12 protein-coding genes and 1 pseudogene are annotated in these 16,266 nt (G+C 51.6%); 1 reads left to right on the top strand and 12 read right to left on the bottom strand.

The annotated features are described in order from the left end of the window. Positions 1 to 64: 64 nt before the first annotated feature. The 12 genes and pseudogenes from FMM01_RS06275 to FMM01_RS06330 form a co-directional block, all read right to left on the bottom strand. Complete coding sequence (locus FMM01_RS06275; RefSeq protein ID WP_150391942.1) at positions 65 to 1,471, bottom strand: MATE family efflux transporter; 1,407 nt, start codon at positions 1,469 to 1,471, stop codon at positions 65 to 67. 135 nt (positions 1,472 to 1,606) lie between these two features. Next, positions 1,607 to 2,278 (bottom strand): beta-phosphoglucomutase, encoded by a 672-nt coding sequence (pgmB, locus tag FMM01_RS06280; RefSeq protein ID WP_063515783.1) that lies wholly within the window; start codon positions 2,276 to 2,278, stop codon positions 1,607 to 1,609. Positions 2,279 to 2,325: 47 nt separating this feature from the next. Then, positions 2,326 to 4,602, bottom strand: a complete 2,277-nt coding sequence (locus FMM01_RS06285; RefSeq protein ID WP_150391943.1) for a glycoside hydrolase family 65 protein — start codon at positions 4,600 to 4,602, stop codon at positions 2,326 to 2,328. After that, the gene (locus FMM01_RS06290; protein WP_150391944.1) at positions 4,595 to 4,915 is read right to left on the bottom strand and encodes a hypothetical protein; all 321 of its coding nucleotides are present in this window, start codon (positions 4,913 to 4,915) and stop codon (positions 4,595 to 4,597) included. Before FMM01_RS06290 ends, FMM01_RS06285 begins: the two co-directional genes overlap by 8 nt. 13 nt (positions 4,916 to 4,928) lie before the next feature. Further along, positions 4,929 to 5,393 (bottom strand): hypothetical protein, encoded by a 465-nt coding sequence (locus FMM01_RS06295; RefSeq protein WP_150391945.1) that lies wholly within the window; start codon positions 5,391 to 5,393, stop codon positions 4,929 to 4,931. Between the two features lie 82 nt (positions 5,394 to 5,475). Next, entirely contained in the window at positions 5,476 to 6,333 is an 858-nt protein-coding gene (locus tag FMM01_RS06300; RefSeq protein ID WP_027828210.1) for a sugar ABC transporter permease, read from the bottom strand. 5 nt (positions 6,334 to 6,338) lie between these two features. Beyond that, positions 6,339 to 7,697, bottom strand: coding sequence for a carbohydrate ABC transporter permease (locus FMM01_RS06305; protein WP_146994088.1), 1,359 nt, complete (start codon positions 7,695 to 7,697; stop codon positions 6,339 to 6,341). Positions 7,698 to 7,802: 105 nt separating this feature from the next. After that, a complete protein-coding gene (locus FMM01_RS06310) occupies positions 7,803 to 9,047 on the bottom strand; it encodes an extracellular solute-binding protein (protein ID WP_150391946.1) in 1,245 nt (414 codons plus the stop codon). Between the two features lie 338 nt (positions 9,048 to 9,385). Further along, positions 9,386 to 10,163 (bottom strand): annotated as a pseudogene (locus FMM01_RS06315) (IS5 family transposase). A 71-nt stretch (positions 10,164 to 10,234) separates the two neighbouring features. Beyond that, positions 10,235 to 12,013, bottom strand: coding sequence for a glycoside hydrolase family 13 protein (locus FMM01_RS06320; protein WP_150391947.1), 1,779 nt, complete (start codon positions 12,011 to 12,013; stop codon positions 10,235 to 10,237). Between the two features lie 6 nt (positions 12,014 to 12,019). Continuing rightward, on the bottom strand, positions 12,020 to 13,702 hold the full coding sequence (locus FMM01_RS06325; RefSeq protein ID WP_146994085.1) for a glycoside hydrolase family 13 protein: 1,683 nt from the start codon (positions 13,700 to 13,702) through the stop codon (positions 12,020 to 12,022). Between the two features lie 148 nt (positions 13,703 to 13,850). Further along, positions 13,851 to 14,822, bottom strand: a complete 972-nt coding sequence (locus FMM01_RS06330; RefSeq protein WP_150391948.1) for a LacI family DNA-binding transcriptional regulator — start codon at positions 14,820 to 14,822, stop codon at positions 13,851 to 13,853. An 85-nt stretch (positions 14,823 to 14,907) separates the two neighbouring features. On the opposite strand from FMM01_RS06330, the gene FMM01_RS06335 reads away from it, so the two are divergent. Continuing rightward, complete coding sequence (locus FMM01_RS06335) at positions 14,908 to 16,227, top strand: C1 family peptidase (protein ID WP_150391949.1); 1,320 nt, start codon at positions 14,908 to 14,910, stop codon at positions 16,225 to 16,227. The last annotated feature ends 39 nt before the right edge of the window (positions 16,228 to 16,266 follow it).

The raw sequence follows: 16,266 nt of genomic DNA on the forward strand, positions 1-16,266 counted from the left end.
CGAAAAAATGCGAAAAAAAATCCTCCGAGTAAAAAAATTACTCGAAGGATCGCATCAGCCCAATTTATGACTGATGATGCTGTTCTAAGGGGTGCTGGCCACGGCCCAAGGGCAGCGGCGTCTCGGCCACCGGCTGATTGATGGCCAAACTTTTCAGTTTGCGCATCGTCTGCACGTAGGAACTGATCAGCACGATCAACGATCCGAGCCAGGCCAGCGGATTCGCCGCGGAGGCACCAGCAAATCCAAAAAGATGGACAAGAATCAAGCCGGCAAAGGTCCGCATCACGAGCTCCATCACCCCAGCAATCGTCGGCACCATGCTTTGGCCCAAGCCCTGCAAGGTATACCGTACGATGAAGAGAATCGCTAAAAGAAAGTACATACTGGCATTAAAATGGAAATAAATTTGCGCCATGCTAGTGATATGCGGCTGATGATTACCCACAAACATATTCACCAAGGGACGGCCAAGCAAAATGATACTGGTCCCTAAAACAATGGAGACTGTCACCGAAGTGATCAACGCCTTCTTCACACCCTGGCGAATCCGATCATAGTGCCGAGCCCCTAAATTCTGAGCGGCAAAGGTCGCCATTGTGATGCCAAAGGACATCGCCGGCATGGTCGCCAGACCATCGATCCGGGCCGCTGCAGTGTACGCCGCCACGGACTGGGACCCCAGCGTATTCAGCATGATCTGGATGATCAGGGAACCAATCGAGATGATCGATGCCTGGAAACCCATGGGCAAACCAATACGAATATGCGGAAAAATTTGTTTGGTCAGACCGCGAAAATCCTTACGCCGCAAGACAAGGACCGGTACCCGCCGCCAAATATAGAGGCCGCTTAAGACCGCCGATAACCCCTGAGCGGTCAAAGACGCGTACCCCGCCCCGGCGACCCCCATGTGGAACCCGAGGATGAACCAAAAATCCAAGCCAATGTTCACGATACAGGCTAGAATCAGGAAAATCAGCGGCGTCCGGGAATCGCCCAGCGCGCGCAGCATATTGGCAAACAAATTGTAAAATACAGCGATTACAATCCCGCCAAACAGGACTGAGATAAAACTGGCTGCATCGTGAATAATGTCTTCCGGCGTCTGCATCAGCCGCAGCAGCGGCATCGTGAAAGTCAAACTCAGCGCGGTCAACACAGCGGAGATCACGAGAGAAATCACAATACTGGCCGCAAAGGATTTCTTCACACCTTGCAAATCCCGTGAACCATAACGCTGCGCCGTAACGATGGCCAACCCGGCCGTGTTGGACTGGGCAAAGCCAATGATCAGCATGAACAAACTCCCGGTGGACCCCACAGCCGCCAAAGCTTGCACACCAATTGTCCGGCCCACGATCAGCGTATCGATCACCGTATACATTTGTTGAAAAACATTCCCAATCAACAAGGGAATCGTGAACCAGATAATCTGTTTGAGAATTGGTCCCCGGGTCAAATCATGCATGCTGCCGTCTACCCCTTTTACGTTATAATTACACAATCCTACATCATTGGTCCGGCAGTTTAAAGGGCCTAAAGAAAAAAGCAGACCGATATATCAGTCTGCTCTAAGTAGTCAAGCTGTAAACGTTTCTACAAATCAGCCGCGCTGACTCGTAAAGGCGGCCTCAATCTTTGCCAAATCCAAGTGGGCGGTATCCGGGAAGAGCAAATCTGCTTTGCCCAGAACCTCTGGTTTGCCCACACCAACGGCAAACATACCAGCGGCCTGAATACCTTCGATCCCAGCGACAGCATCTTCCAAGCCAACCGTATTGGCATACGGGGTATGGATCAAATCAGCCGCTTTTTCAAAGATCTCTGGATCCGGCTTGCCCTTGGTCAGGGTCGCCGGATCAACAATGGCTGAAAAATATTCGGCCAAACCCAAGCGATCAATGATATACGGGGCATTCCGGGACGCCGACGCCAATGACATCGGATAGCCCGCCTTGGTGATTGCCTTTAAGAAGTTGCTGATGCCCGGCAGAATATCTGCTGGCGTCATCTGTTTGATCAATGACTTATATAAGTCATTCTTCTCAGTGGCATATTCCAGCTTCTCTGTATCGGTATAAGCATTTTCCTTGCCGCCGAACTTCAGAATCACGTTCAAGGAATCCATCCGGGAAACACCCTTCAGTCCTTCATTCACTGTGGGATTGATATCAATCCCCAGTTCATCGTGGGCCACTTGTTTCCAAGCCGCATAATGGTACTTCGCGGTATCCGTAATCACGCCGTCCAAATCAAATACAAACCCTTTAATCATCAAGTCACGTCCCTTTCTTACTACTGCTTTCTATCTATTGTACCGCATCACTCATGGACTGTGGCCGATAGTTCGGTGGGCTTGTCATACAACCATACCGTCAGCGGCGCACCCTTCAGCAATTGCAGCGTGCAGCCAGCGGCATTCACGCTGACCCGAATGATCCGGTCCCGATAATTGATGGCGAAGGCGTACTTCTCCCAATTTTTGGGTAAGAAAGGCTTGAATGACAGCTTGTCCGCGTGTTGGCGCATACCGGCGAAACCTTGAACAATAGCCAGCCAGCTGCCGCTCATGGACGTGATATGCAAACCGTCGTCGGTATCGTTGTTGTAATTGTCCAGATCCAGCCGGGCCGTCCGCTGATACAATTCCACGGCCTTATCCTCCTTGCCCAGTTCCGCGGCCAAAATAGCGTGGATACTCGGCGACAGAGAAGATTCGTGAACCGTCAGCGGCTCATAGAAATCAAAGTTACGCTCCTTTTGCTGCATCGTAAATTCATCGTTCAGGAAGTAGATACCCTGCAACACATCCGCCTGCTTAATGAACGGACTGCGCAGGATCCGGTCCCAGGACCAGTGCTGATTGATCGGCCGCTGATCCGCTGGAATGCTGCTCGCTGGACGGACGTCCTTATCCAGGAATGTATCATTCTGGACAAAGATCCCCAGTTTCGCATCCTCCGGATAATACATCCGGTCGATGATATCCTGCCAATGTGCCTTTTCTTCGTCGCTCACTTGCAGCTTGGCCAATTGAGATGTCTTAGCCTCCGGCAGCATCTTCAGCGTGTAACGCAGCGTCCAGGTGGCCATCGTATTGGTATACCAATTGTTATTGACGTTGTTCTCGTATTCATTTGGTCCCGTTACGCCATGGATCATGTACTTGCCCTGACGCTTGGAGAAATGCACCCGATCCGCCCAGAACCGGGCGATCCCAACCAGCACTTCAATGCCGTGGTCATCCACATAACTGTGATCCCCGGTGTACTCTGTGTATTGCGCAATGGCATGGGCAATGGCCCCGTTACGGTGAATTTCTTCAAAGGTGATTTCCCACTCATTGTGAGATTCGATACCGTTGAAAGTAACCATTGGGAACAACGCGCCCTTGAGCCCCTGCTGCTGGGCATTGTGATAAGCGCCTGAAAGCTGATTGTACCGATACTCCAGCAGTTGACGCACGACCTTAGGCGGTGTCACCGACAGATACATCGGCACGATATACGCTTCCGTGTCCCAATACGTCGCACCGCCGTACTTTTCACCAGTGAAGCCCTTGGGTCCGATGTTCAACCGGGCATCATCGCCGTAATAGGTCATGAATAATTGAACCAGGTTGAACCGAATCCCCTGCTGGGCGACATCGTCACCGGCAATGACCACGTCGGCCATGTTCCAGCGCTCTTGCCAAATCTTATTTTGAGCATCCAGCAACGCATCGTAGCCTTTTTTAACCACTTGCTGCATCAGTTCCTCACCGGCGGCAACTTGCCGGTCGGTGGGCACATCCCGGGAAGTCACCACGGTGACATACTTTGTCAGGGTACTGCTCTCCCCTTCGGCTAAATGCCACGCCAAGTCTTCCTGCACGAGCAGACTGCTGTCCTCGGCTGTGCGCGTGGCTGAGGCCGGACTGGTCAGCACATTGGTCATACTCAGCGTCAGACTGAAACGGGGTACATCGTATGGGTTAGGTTTGGTGATCACCATCAGATGGCTGGTCCCGTTGCTGTCCGCATGGCGGTCCAGCTCTTCCCAGAACATCTCTTCATAATTACTGTCTTCATTGTGGACATTGCTGTTCAACTGCGATTCCACGCGGATATCAGCATTGCCCTGAAGGGTCGTCGCCGTCATGCGGATGACGGCCGCCTGCTTCACGTCGTTGCTCATGAACCGGTCAAAACTCAACTGGACTTGAGTGTCCGGCAGATCCACCACGAACTCACGGTGCAGTACCGCGTTGTGCATATCCAGGCTCAAGTAAAAATCGTGACAAGGTGTCTGCGCCAGATCAATCGGCACGTTGTTGATCGTCAGCGGCATACTGATGAAATCAGGACCATTGATGGCCTTGCCGAAATACTCAGGGTACCCAATTTTCCACCAGCCGACCCGGGTCTTGTCTGGGAACCAGACCCCACCGTAATACGTCCCCCGCAGGCTGTCGCCGGAGTAACCCTCCTCGAAGTTACCGCGTAACCCCATGTAGCCATTGCCGATGGCGGTCAAGCTTTCCTGAAGCCGCATATCGTCCGTGGCTAACTTGTGGGTACGAATCAGCCAGGGATCGATGTCGAATAATCGTTTAGTCATACGTTTGCATCCTTCCCGTGGCAACATAACCGTCATTCAGACGGGTTTGCCAAAACATAATACTGATCATGATGACCGTCCAGAAAGACAAAATCACCAGTAAAGAACCGAATTCAAAATGCACAAACCCCACGAGGCAGGCCAACACGGCACCGCCGCCCATGGCGTTCAAAACGAGATTTAAGCTCTCTTTGTATTTTTGGATACTGGTCGACCGGTTGAACCGGGTGAGCCAGATGAAGAAGGCAAGGCCGAGCCACAATAGCAAGGCCGTGACAAAGGCGATGCCCCCGAACAAAGTGACAAAGTACATGGTCACCAAATTCTTATTCTCCGCGGCGATTAAAGTACTGTTTCGCCGACTGGAACGGAATACTGGCTCGCCGCGGTACCTGAAAGGCCGCTTTGTCCTCCAGCAGTGAAAAGCTCTTGGGCTGCACCGTAATACTGACCGGTCGCGATTTTGCCTGGACTTTGCTCAGGTTTTGCCCAATGATAACTTGACTATCCTGATAAAGCACGCGCCGAGTCGTCGTTTTATTCGCAAAAGCAATCGTCAAAGCCTGATCCACAGCCTGCTTCTTGACGGCTTCCGTGGTTTTCGGCAACAAAATATCCATATTGACCTGAGTCTGCCGCCCGTAATAGACAGGCACCGGGATGATCATCAGCGCCAGTAAAATGATCCAGGTGAGAATCATTTTCCACCAGCCGAGATCATGACGGTGAATAAACATCTGCTTGGGCCGAACACTTGTCAGCCAATAATTGAACGGAAATCTGTTGCGCAAATCCGTGGGAACATCCTCCTCATAATCCAGTCTTTACCCTTTGTCTTACCAAAAGGCAGCCTGGATGTGAAGCAGTAATTCGTTAGCCTTTGTCCGCCCCTGCAGTGATCCCATTGACGTAGAACTTCTGCATGATGACAAAGAGGATCGTAATCGGGATCGCGATGATTACACACCCGGCGATAAACTGGGTGAAGTACGTGGTCGATGATCCCTTGGTACTGTGGAGCATGTTGTACAGCCCATAGGCAATCGTATATGTCCGAGCATTCCCGGAAGATGACAGGATGATACCGGAGAAGATGAAATCGATCCACGGTCCGATAAACGCCATCAACGCCGTGTAAACGATCATCGGCCGAGACATCGGTAAGCCAATATGGATAAAGACCTGCCAGCGAGTGGCACCATCAATGATGGCTGCTTCATCCATGGACCGGGGGATCGTATCGAAGAACCCCTTGGCGATATAGAACCCAAGACCGGCACCGCCGACATAGACCAAGACCAAACCGCCCAGATTTAACATATTGAAGCTCTTCAAGATATAGTACAGAGCAATCATGGACATGAAGCCTGGGAACATGCCGAGGACCAGAGCAATCTGCAAGAATGGCTTACGGAACCGGAAGCGCAGACGAGACAGCGCATAAGCCACAGAAATCGTGACGAATGTGGACAGCACCATGGAGATTACCGCCACGATAAACGTGTTGCGCATCCAATCCAGGAACGGGAATTGCTGACTGTTCAAAATACCGATGTAGTTCTGCATGGTGAATTGTTCCGGCCAGAAGGTCGACACAAAGCCGGTGTCGTTATACGAGAAACTGGCGAGAATGATCCAAACGATCGGTACGAGCCAAATGATGGCTAAAAAGACCAACAGGAGATACCGGAACGTCAAGGATAGGCGCCGTTGTAATTTATATGATTTCATAGTGATCAGCCCTCCTTAAATGCATTCGTCCGCCGGTAAGCGATCAGCGAGAAGACAGCACTTAAGATGAAGATCAAAATGCCCAAAACTGCTGATGCATTGTACCGTTGGGTTTGCCCGAAGACCAGGTTGTATAACCAGGTCACCAGCAAGTCCGTATCGCCGGCCCCGACGTAGTTGTTGTTCATCGGATACCCGCCCGTCAACAGATAGATGACGTTGAAGTTGTTGATATTGCCGATAAACTGCTGGATCAAGGATGGCGCCATAACGAACAAAATTTGCGGGAACGTGATGGAGCGGAATACCTGAAACGCATTAGCCCCATCAATTCGCGCCGCTTCAATCTGATCCTGCGGCAAGTTCTGAATAATAGCTGTCGAAACCAGCATCGAGACAGGAATCCCAATCCACATGTTGACCACGATAACGGTAATTCGAGCGACCAGCGGATTGGCCGATGCCCCGATAAAGTTGATGGGATGAGCGATCAAGCCCCAATTCAGCAAAATGTTGTTCAACGGGCCCTGAGGATCCAAGAACTGGGCCATCAACAGCAAAGAAACAAATTGCGGCACGGCATACACAATAACGAAGATCGTGCGCCAAACGCCTTTGAATTTAATCCCCTTAGATTCGATCAGCATCGCCAGCAGCACTCCAAAGAAGAAGGTAGTGGCGGTGGCACAGATCGCCCAAATCAAGGTCCAGCCTAAGACCGGGAAGAAAGTGCCGGCCAAATCGCCGCTCAACACATTCTTGAATGCGGCAAAGCCAGTCCAGGAAAATCCGATCGAGTGTTTCGAATCATAGTTGGTGAAGGCCATGGAGATCATGTACAACGTCGGTAAGACCGTGAAGGCCAAGATTCCAATAATTGGAATCGTCATTAACGTGATATGCAAACGTGAATCAAACAAGGACTTCAACTGCTCCATGTTCGTTTCAATGTGCTCACCATCACGGTTATCGATGTACAGCTTCTTCGTTGCCCGTAAATTGGTGACATACAGGAAGATAATTCCCACCAAAAGCAAGACAGCTAATACGCCGAAAAGCAGAATTGTAACTGAATTGTCCGGCAGTTTAGTAATATAAACGCCTTCCTGTTTGTCGAAAACGACCTGCTTGGTCTTGATCGCCCCAAGATTGCTCAGCATGCTGAGGGCGGAGATCCCTTGAGAAATCAACCAACCAAAGAATGCAATTTGAATGCCTAAGTAGGCAATCCCGCGGACCCACTGACCATTTTTGAAGCTGCTGATTCCCATGAGGAAAAACGAGAGCTTCGATGCCCAGCCGCCTTTGCTCCAGACCTCTCGGTAAGTCGCTTTCGGCGGTTTTCTATCTTTACGCTTAAACATAGGCTTCCCCTTCTTTCACCGCTTAGTCCATCATGGCCAATCGGCTTTTTATAACGCTTAAACAAAAAGGGTGAGGCACTTGCCCACCCCTTTTTCAGAACGAAATTAGTTGGCTTTAGAAATCCGTGTGACAAACGCATCAAGCTTGGCCGTGTATTGGCTTTCCTTGAGGGAGCCGTTGTATGCACCATTGATCAGCGGTGTCGCGGCATCCCAGAAGGTAGCCATTTGCGGCATTTTCGGCATTAACGTGGAGTAACCAGGCTTAGACATAACCATGACCGCCTTAGCAACTGGATCGCTAGCTACTTTTTCACTGGCCTGAGTCGCTTTGTCTGTCGGAATCTGACCGGATTCTTCATAGACAATCAGTTGTGATTCCTTATTTGTAATGAATTCAGCCAAAGCAGCGGCAGCCTTCTGGTTCTTAGCATCCGTGTGAGAGTTCACTGCGAAGGCTTCAATACCCAGGAATGCTTGCATCTGCTTCTCTTCCCCGCCAATCTTGACCGTCGGATACGGAGCAACAGCAAAGTTGTCACCCAGGATCTTCTTCAGATTAGCCGCATCCCACGGGCCATCGAGAATGGCCTGGGCATGACCGGACTTAAGCTGGTTCAACGCATTAGACGTCTGCATAACGCCTTTGTTATTCTTTTGAGCAGCCAGCCACTTCAAAGCATTGACCCCTTGTTCAGTATTAGCGGTGGTGCCCTTCAAGGTTTCGCCGTCCTTACCGAACAATTCAGTACCCGCAGAGAACATGATTGGATAGAAGTTGTACGAGTTAGAGAAGTCGGTGGCTAACACACCTTTAGAAGTCAGTGTATCCCAAGACTTTACATCTTCAGCAGTTAACTTGGACTTGTTGTAATAAATTGTCTGCGCTTGTTCAGCGAACGGGAAGGCATACATTTTATCTTTCCAAGTAACACCAGTGACAGAAACTTCGGTGTTGTTGGCTTTGACTGTCTTCACAGCATCGGGAGACAGCGGATTGATGTAGCCGGATTCAGCCAACTGGCCCAACTGATCATTCGGTACTTCGAAGACATCAGCGGCCTTGGCCGGATCCTTGCCGACATCGGTCTTGGCATTGGCCGAGCCGTTAGGGCTTTGGGTCAATTTAACTTTGACATCAGGATACTTCTTGTTGAAATTCTTAACGATTGTCTTATAAAAAGGTACCTGAGTGGTATCAACCCAAAGACTGACACTGCCCTTCACTGTATCTGCACTGGATTTGCTGGATGCTGTATTGGATGAATTGGAACCACCGGAACACGCAGCCAGAGCAACGGTTGCCAGTAATGTCGTACCGACGACTGCAACTTTCTTCCATAACTTCATGATAATTCCTCCTGTGGGACCGGCTAATGCCGGTCGCCCAAAATATCTTGTGCTTTGCGGACCGCAGTACGGAAAGCAGTTTCATTTACTGGGTCAATACTGCGGTTAGCAAAACAGAAGTTCTGAAACACTGAATCATTTCTTGATTACGAATCTATTATCACAAGCAGCCGGGTCACTTGCAAGCGGTTTACCAATGATACCGGTAACAAGATGGCCCACTTCAAGGACGCCGTGAACGGCGCCATGGCAGTAACGGGCCAGATATATCACAAAAGCACCCGACTCAGCCAATCAAGGTTGAATCGAGTGCTAACATATTAGGGTGTGTCTGAAAATTACTTAAGCCATACCCATATTGCTGCAACGTAAACCGCGCCCAGAAAGACATGCGCGAGCTTATCATAGCGTGTGGCTATACGCCTGAACTCCTTCATCTGGTTGAAGAAGCCTTCGATTAGATGTCGCTCCTTGTAAAGATAGAAGTCGCACGGCCAGGGGTTCACTGCATTGCTTTTGGGTGGGATTGTGTAGTATCCCTCCTGAGACGTGATGAAGTCTCGTAGCGCCTGCGTCCCGTACGCTTGTCCGCCAGGACATTGACGCTCTTCAATGGAATAGTACCGAGCAACGGTGCAGCCACTGTACTATCGTGTACCTCGCCGCCGCTCAGGCAGAAGCTCAGAGGATTGCCAAGGCCATCGACGATGGCGTGAATCTTAGTGGTCAAGCCGCCGCGACTCCGGCCAATGTACTGATTCACATCGGCATTTACCGCGTTTTTTTCGCACCGCTGGCTTTCTGATGAACGCGGATGCTGGTTGAGTCTAAGCTCACGTTTTCCATGTCCGCATCGGCAGATACAGCTTTGAAGATCTGCTCAAACACGCCCGCGTCAACCCACAACCGGAACCGACTGTAGATTGTCTTCCAGGGGCCGTAACGCTCGGGCAAATCCCGCCAAGCTGCACCGCTGCGAATAAGCCATAATGTGGCGTTAAAAGCAGTACGATTGTCGACCTTAGGCGGTCGGCCGCGCGTTGACCGCTTTGGAAACAGATCAGCGATCCGTTCCCACTGTTCGTCGGTTACTTCATAACGTTTGGGTATAACCATCCTACACACTCCGTTTTGTTTTTAACAAGAAGTATACAGGATTTCGGGATTTTCAGACACTCCCTAGTTACTTATTTTTTCACATAAATCAGGAAACCGTTGGGGGTTAATTGCTTGTCGGCCAGCCCTTGCTTCAGCGCAATTTCATCCTTATGCGTGTGTCTCAATGCGACCGGTTTCTCGCCCAAATTAAACACTCCGTGGACATGGGTGCCATGGTATTTGCGTACCAGGTGCACTAAACCGGTGATATCGTCTACTGTCCGCCAGTCAGTGTCCCCCTTGCTGATCACGTCCGCGTATTTCTGACGCAGGGCAATCAGCTTTTGGAAAAAGTGCAGCATCTCTTGATCCTGCTTCGTGGGATCCCAGACCATGCACTTGCGGCAGTCCGGATCATCATGCCCGTCAATCCCAACTTCATCGCCGTAGTAAACACAGGGCGACCCCTTTTGCAAATAGGTAAACGCTTCGGTTTGCCGCATCAAATCAGCATCATCCTTGCAGACAGTGAGCAGCCGCGGTGTGTCGTGGGAATCCAAGACATTGAACATCACTTCACTGGTCTGATCAGCGTAAAGCATCTGCTGCTGATTCAACAGGTCGGCCATCGTCGTCGGCGTAATATCTTTTTTTACCACCCCGTCTTCGATCAGGGCGGTGTACGCGTAATTCATGACAGCAGAAAATTGATCGCCCTGGAGCCACGGCTGGGATGAATGCCAGACCTCCCCAAGAATGTAGAAGTCCGGCTTAGCAGCGTGGCAGACCTCGGCAAATTTCCGCCAGAAATGATGATCCACTTCGTTGGCCACATCCAACCGCCAAGCATCAATATCGAAGTTTTCGATCCAGTACTTGGCCACGGTGAGCAGATACTCCTGCACTTCTGGGTTGGCGGTGTTCAGCTTCGGCATGTGGGGCGTATTGGCAAATGTATCATAGGTAATGTTCTTGGCTTCTTCAAAATCGCCGGTCGCTTCATAGCGGGCCGGGAAGGAATGAACGTGGAACCAATTGGCGAAGCGGGATTTTTTACCCTTGGACAGGACATCCTGCCACTGGTAAGACTGGTCGCCAATATGGTTAAACACCGCATCCAGCATAACTTTGATTCCCCGCTTGTGGGCTTCATCGACCAGCTCGCGGAACAAATTTTTATCGCCAAAGTCCGGATCAATTTCTAAATAATCGATCGTGTCGTACTTATGGTTCGAGTGGGCCCGGAAGATCGGGCAGAAATAAATGCCGTTGATACCCAGGTCTTTTAAGTAATCCAGGTGATCGATGACGCCCTGCAAGTCGCCGCCATAGTAGTCCGTACGGCCTGGGTGCTCCTTGCTGGCCCAAGGCAGCGTCCCCGCCGGATCATTGCCGGGATCGCCGTTGGCAAAGCGTTCCGGGAAGATCTGATACCACACGGTGTGGGTGACCCATTCCGGCACTTTGATCCGGTCAATGTCGTGGAAATACGGCAGGCGGAACATCGCCGCATGTTTGATGCCCACCGGGGTGGCGGGGAAGAAACCCCGATCGCCGTAACCGATCGTGGTCGGCTCTTTCGCGGTATCAGTCAATTCAAACCCGTATTGCACTCGTTTAGTGGCAATGCTGACGGTGACGCCCCAATAATCGTATACGTCCGTTTGGGCAATGATGCGCATCGGGGTGCGGTCATAGGACCACGCATAGTCACCATCTCGTTCTACCTGGTCATAGGAATCCCCCCAGATGCAATCGACTGCTGCGATGTCACCGCGCTTGGTGCGCAGCCGCAGCCGCAGTTCGTCAGGGGTGTACAGGCTGGCGTATTCGCTCTCGGGGCGATGATAAATTGCTGCTTTTTCCATAATTAGTTAGTTCTCCTTCTGCTTGATCGTCAAAATTGTGCTGCTCCAGGGACTCAGTGTCAGCTGATCGGCCGCCTGCTGAACGGTCCCAACAGTCAATTGCTGTTTGGGCTCACCGGCCCAAGCACTGGGCAGGGTCACCGTATGTTTGGTATCCGTGGTGTTGACCAGCACCAATGCCGTCTCGTTGGCCAGGGTGCGGGTATAGGCGTACAGCCACGGCGCCCAGTTCTGCAATTGCCAAGCGCCGCTGGTGAACAGCGGTTGCTGCTTCAAGGCAAAGAGCTGCTGATAGTGATGCCAGACGCTGTCCGGATCCGCCATCTGCTGACTGACTGGCGTACCGTTTTGATTCACTGCCAGCCACGGAGCAACGGTAGAAAAGCCGTGCCCTACCCCATCGGACCAGGGCAAAGGGGCCCGTGCCGTCAATTTGTGCGTGGCATTCACGTTTTCTAAAATCCGTTCCGCTGACCAGCCCGCCGCCTTGGCCGCATCGGCAAACGCCGTCACCGTGGGGTCGCCGAACGCGGCCAAGCTGGCCAGCGTGCCGTTGCTCAACCCCAGTTCATCGCCGTAATACAGCACTGGCAGCCCGCGCTGTAAGTACATCAAGGTGGCCAGCGATTTGGCCGACCGCTGGGGATAGCGATGGCTGCCCACCCGGGTTGCCAGCCGGGCCATGTCGTGGTTGCCCCAATACAGTGTTAGGCGCCGCGGCGGCAGCAAGGTTTGCTGCCAATCAGTCATCACTTGCTTAAAACTCAGCCAATCTAAGCTCTGGGGCTGATAATCCATGGGCACTTTATCCCTTTTCGATCGCGGTTTCGTGGGGAAATAGCGGAACGAGATCACCGCATCCGCCATGTTGGCATTCGGCCGAGTATAATCTGCCGCCAGATTCACCGTAGCGCTGGCTGCCTCCCCCAGAATGAAGAGGTCGGGATGGTCGGCTTTGACCCCAGCAACAAATTCCCCTAAGTAGGGCTGCACCGCCGGCAAATTGGCAAACATGCCTTCTGCCACCACTGGTGCCGCTCCGTCAGTGGGATAATTCTGATGCAGATCGGCTTTGGCCAAATGGATAAAAGCGTCCAGGCGCAAGCCGTCGATACCCAGATCAGCCCAATATTTGGCTACTTTGATCATTTCCGCCCGCACCTGGGGATTGCGCCAATTCAGATCCGGCATCCGCCGTTCAAATAAGTGGAAATAATAGCGATCAGCGACAGTGGGGTGCTGTGTCCAGACACTGCCGCCAAAAAAGGAACCCCAATTGTTGGGTTTCTGACCGTCATGCCCATCCGCCCAGATGTAGTAATCGTAATAGGGGTTGTCCGGACCTTGCAATGCGCCTTGAAACCAAGGGTGCTGGTCAGATGTATGGTTCAAGACCATGTCCAGCACGATCCGCAACCCGCGGGCGTGGGCGGCGGCAACCAAGGCTTTGAAATCCGCCAGCGTCCCCAGTTGCGGATCAATGGCATAAAAATCAGACACATCGTAGCCGTTATCGACTTGGGGGGATTGAAAAATTGGATTCAACCAAAGCGTATTGACACCCAGTTGGGTGAAATAATCTAGTTTCTGAGTGATCCCCGCTAAATCACCAATCCCATCGCCGTTGCTGTCCTTGAAACTCTTTGGATACACTTGATAGACGATCGCGTTATCGTACCATGCTGCCATTAGCTTTTTGCTCCTCTCTCAACTCACTGCATTCACCTTAAGCGAAAGCGTATGCAAAGGCAATTGTATCTGGACATGTTATCGGTAACACAAGACAACGGTACAAAAAAAGACTTGGCGCTTTCTCCAAGTCTCAATCTGCTGCGGCCTACTTCGGCTGCCCTTCCTGGGGCGGCCGAGTCGTACCCCGGGGCACTAAGGTTGGGACAAATACCTCATGGCCCTGGGGGGCACCGCTTTCTTCTATTTTATGGAGCACCATCCGGCCGGTTTCGTACCCCATCTTTTGAACTGGTTGGCGAATCGTGGTGAGCTGCGGTGAGCCGATGCGGTCTAAAAAGACGCCATCAAAACCGATCACCCCATAATCGTCCGGAATCTGCCCGCCCTGGCGCTGGACAGCCCGCTCCACACCAATCGCCAACCGATCAGAAGCGCAGACAAAGCAAGTGTTTTGAGGAAACTCGGCAAAGTGTTTAGTGATCACCTGGTCTGAAATATGCGAGCGGTTGTCCATCCGAAAAACTTTCGGCGGCGCATGATGGGCCGCCATCGCCAGGGTATACCCTTTTTCTCGAGACTCGGCGAATGAATCAGGCAAATTGATGCCCACGAAAACCACAGTGGTGTAACCGCAGGCAAATGCATAATTCGTACTGGTGCGCGTCCCCAAGATGTTGTCGGTGTCCACATAATCGAAGCCCATTTGATTTTCCCCATATAGCACGATGGGCTTCTCCACAGTTTCCAACCAGCCGTAATCCTTGTTGCGCATGCCGGTGACAACGTAACCGTCACAGTTGCCGACATCCAAACTATTTGTTGTCACCAATTGCAGCGCGTAATTTTTTTCATCTAAAGCATCCGCTAAACCCGCCAGTAAATTCATATAGTACGGTTCCACGGTGTCCATTCTTTCTAAGATAAAGAGTTTCACGATCTGGGTCCGATTATTGGCCAGCGCCTTAGCCGCGAAGTTCGGTTGATAATTCAATTCGCTCATCGCTGCGTAAACCAGATCCCGCAACTCTTTGGTTACCTTTTCCGGGTGATTGATCACTCGGGACACGGTCATTTTTGACACGTGAGCTTTTGCGGCTACATCCCCTAAAGTTGCCACGCTCATCCTTCTTTCTGCCGGCGGTATCTTGCATCGCCTGTTCGTTTGTACTAAGCTAATTCTATTAGTGTGAGGAGCTGATTAAATGTCGAAAGTAATTACCGCCGCGCAAATTGCTGCTTATGCCCAAGAAACTCAGGCACAGCCCGCGGCGGCCGTCCTAGCCGGCGCGGTGCAGAAAAATGGCATCTATGCTGCCAGCTATAATCATACCAGTACATCGGCCCTGGATCCCACCTTTTCCGTCGAAGTGGATACCGGTGCCGTCAGCAACCAGAATCATTCCGGCCGCTGCTGGCTATTCGCCGCTTTGAACATGCTGCGCCACGAGTTCGCCAAGACCCATCAGGTCAAGGACTTTGAACTGTCCCAGAACTATGACTCATTCTACGATCGATTAGAAAAGGCCAACTGGTTCTATGAGCAAATCATTGCCAGCGCGGATCTGCCGAAGACTGACCGAAAAGTCGCTAAGCTTTTGGCCGCACCAGACGATGATGGCGGTCAATGGTCTTATGCCGTGGCTTTGACCCAGAAATACGGGGTCGTACCCAAGAGCGTCATGCCGGAAACGACCAGCTCCGAAGCAACGACACAGTATTCCAATGTCTTGAACACCAAACTGCGTAAAGACGCGATTGCCCTGCGCCAAATGATTCATGAGAACGCTGAGGCTGCGGCCGTGGACGCCAAAAAGCAGGAATTTCTTGCTGAGGTTTACCGGATCACCGCTTACGCCTTCGGTGAACCGCCGAAAGAGTTCACATATCAATATCGGGACGACAAGCAGGAATTTCACACGATTCATACCACACCGCAAGAATTCTTAAAAAACGAATTCAAGCAGGATTTGGGCGATTACGTCTGCTTTGCCAGCGATCCCCAAAGCGACAAAAGCTACAACACGTTGTATACCGTGGATACCCAGGGCAACGTAGTCGGTGGGACGCCGATGCGCCTGTTGAACGTGGCACCAGACCGCTTGAAGGCCCTCTGCGTCCAGCTGCTCCAGGACAATACCCCAATTTGGTTCGGCTGCGACGTGACAGAGAACATGGATCGCGTCGCCGGCACCCTTTACGGCAACCTGTATGATACGGACAACTTGTTCGGCATTCAGGTCAACCGGGATAAGGCGCTGCGGCTGGATACCGGTCAAGGCATGGTGTCCCATGCCATGACCCTGACCGGCGTTGACCTCGTTGGTGGTCAGCCGACTAAGTGGAAAGTGGAAAATTCATGGGGCGATAAGAACGGTCACAAAGGCTATTTTACCATGGATGACGCTTGGTTCGATGCTTACGTCTACGAGGCAGTTATTCCCACTAAATATATGACCGCCGCCGAGACCGAAGCGTGGCACGGCGAGGCGCATGTATTACCCGCCTGGGATGCCTTAGATTAACCCGTTGTACTGCCCTGTCTTTCAGGGTAAGATGGAAAC

The organism is Schleiferilactobacillus harbinensis, assembly GCF_008694105.1.
GTDB lineage: Bacteria > Bacillota > Bacilli > Lactobacillales > Lactobacillaceae > Schleiferilactobacillus > Schleiferilactobacillus harbinensis.

Coding starts and splice junctions, on each gene's coding strand:
- FMM01_RS06275 (WP_150391942.1), bottom strand. CDS start 1,471: ATGCATGATTTGACCCGGGGACCAATTCTCAAACAGATTATCTGGTTC.
- pgmB (WP_063515783.1), bottom strand. CDS start 2,278: ATGATTAAAGGGTTTGTATTTGATTTGGACGGCGTGATTACGGATACC.
- FMM01_RS06285 (WP_150391943.1), bottom strand. CDS start 4,602: ATGACTAAACGATTATTCGACATCGATCCCTGGCTGATTCGTACCCAC.
- FMM01_RS06290 (WP_150391944.1), bottom strand. CDS start 4,915: ATGTACTTTGTCACTTTGTTCGGGGGCATCGCCTTTGTCACGGCCTTG.
- FMM01_RS06300 (WP_027828210.1), bottom strand. CDS start 6,333: ATGAAATCATATAAATTACAACGGCGCCTATCCTTGACGTTCCGGTAT.
- FMM01_RS06305 (WP_146994088.1), bottom strand. CDS start 7,697: ATGTTTAAGCGTAAAGATAGAAAACCGCCGAAAGCGACTTACCGAGAG.
- FMM01_RS06310 (WP_150391946.1), bottom strand. CDS start 9,047: ATGAAGTTATGGAAGAAAGTTGCAGTCGTCGGTACGACATTACTGGCA.
- FMM01_RS06320 (WP_150391947.1), bottom strand. CDS start 12,013: ATGGAAAAAGCAGCAATTTATCATCGCCCCGAGAGCGAATACGCCAGC.
- FMM01_RS06325 (WP_146994085.1), bottom strand. CDS start 13,702: ATGGCAGCATGGTACGATAACGCGATCGTCTATCAAGTGTATCCAAAG.
- FMM01_RS06335 (WP_150391949.1), top strand. CDS start 14,908: ATGTCGAAAGTAATTACCGCCGCGCAAATTGCTGCTTATGCCCAAGAA.